Source organism: Limosilactobacillus reuteri subsp. porcinus, from assembly GCF_036621895.1.
Classification (GTDB): Bacteria; Bacillota; Bacilli; order Lactobacillales; family Lactobacillaceae; genus Limosilactobacillus; species Limosilactobacillus reuteri_J.
In genome coordinates this window covers 1-221 of sequence record NZ_LN887458.1, presented here as the reverse complement: position 1 = coordinate 221, position 221 = coordinate 1, and the positions used below count along the sequence as shown (strand labels likewise).

The 221-nt window shown below is 34.8% G+C and carries 1 protein-coding gene; it reads right to left on the bottom strand.

The window, feature by feature from the left end; all coding sequences use genetic code 11:
- On the bottom strand, positions 1 to 221 hold a 221-nt coding region (locus AACL61_RS07840; protein WP_339111205.1), incomplete at both ends, for a glycoside hydrolase family 70 protein.

The window sequence follows — 221 nt, the reverse complement described above, 5'->3', positions numbered from 1 at the left end:
TACCCTTCTTTTCATCATCTAAGTTAAATTCGCCATATGGTTTTCCAGTTGCAGCTTGAATAGCTTGACGAATTTGGTCTTGAGCATTACTATCATGTGCTCGAACAAAATTATAACTTGGAATAACCGCGTTTTCAGTATTATCATTAGCACGATTTACTAATGACTGAGTAATTAATTTTTTCAATGCTTGGTTTTTATCAGGTGCCCCTGATAATGAG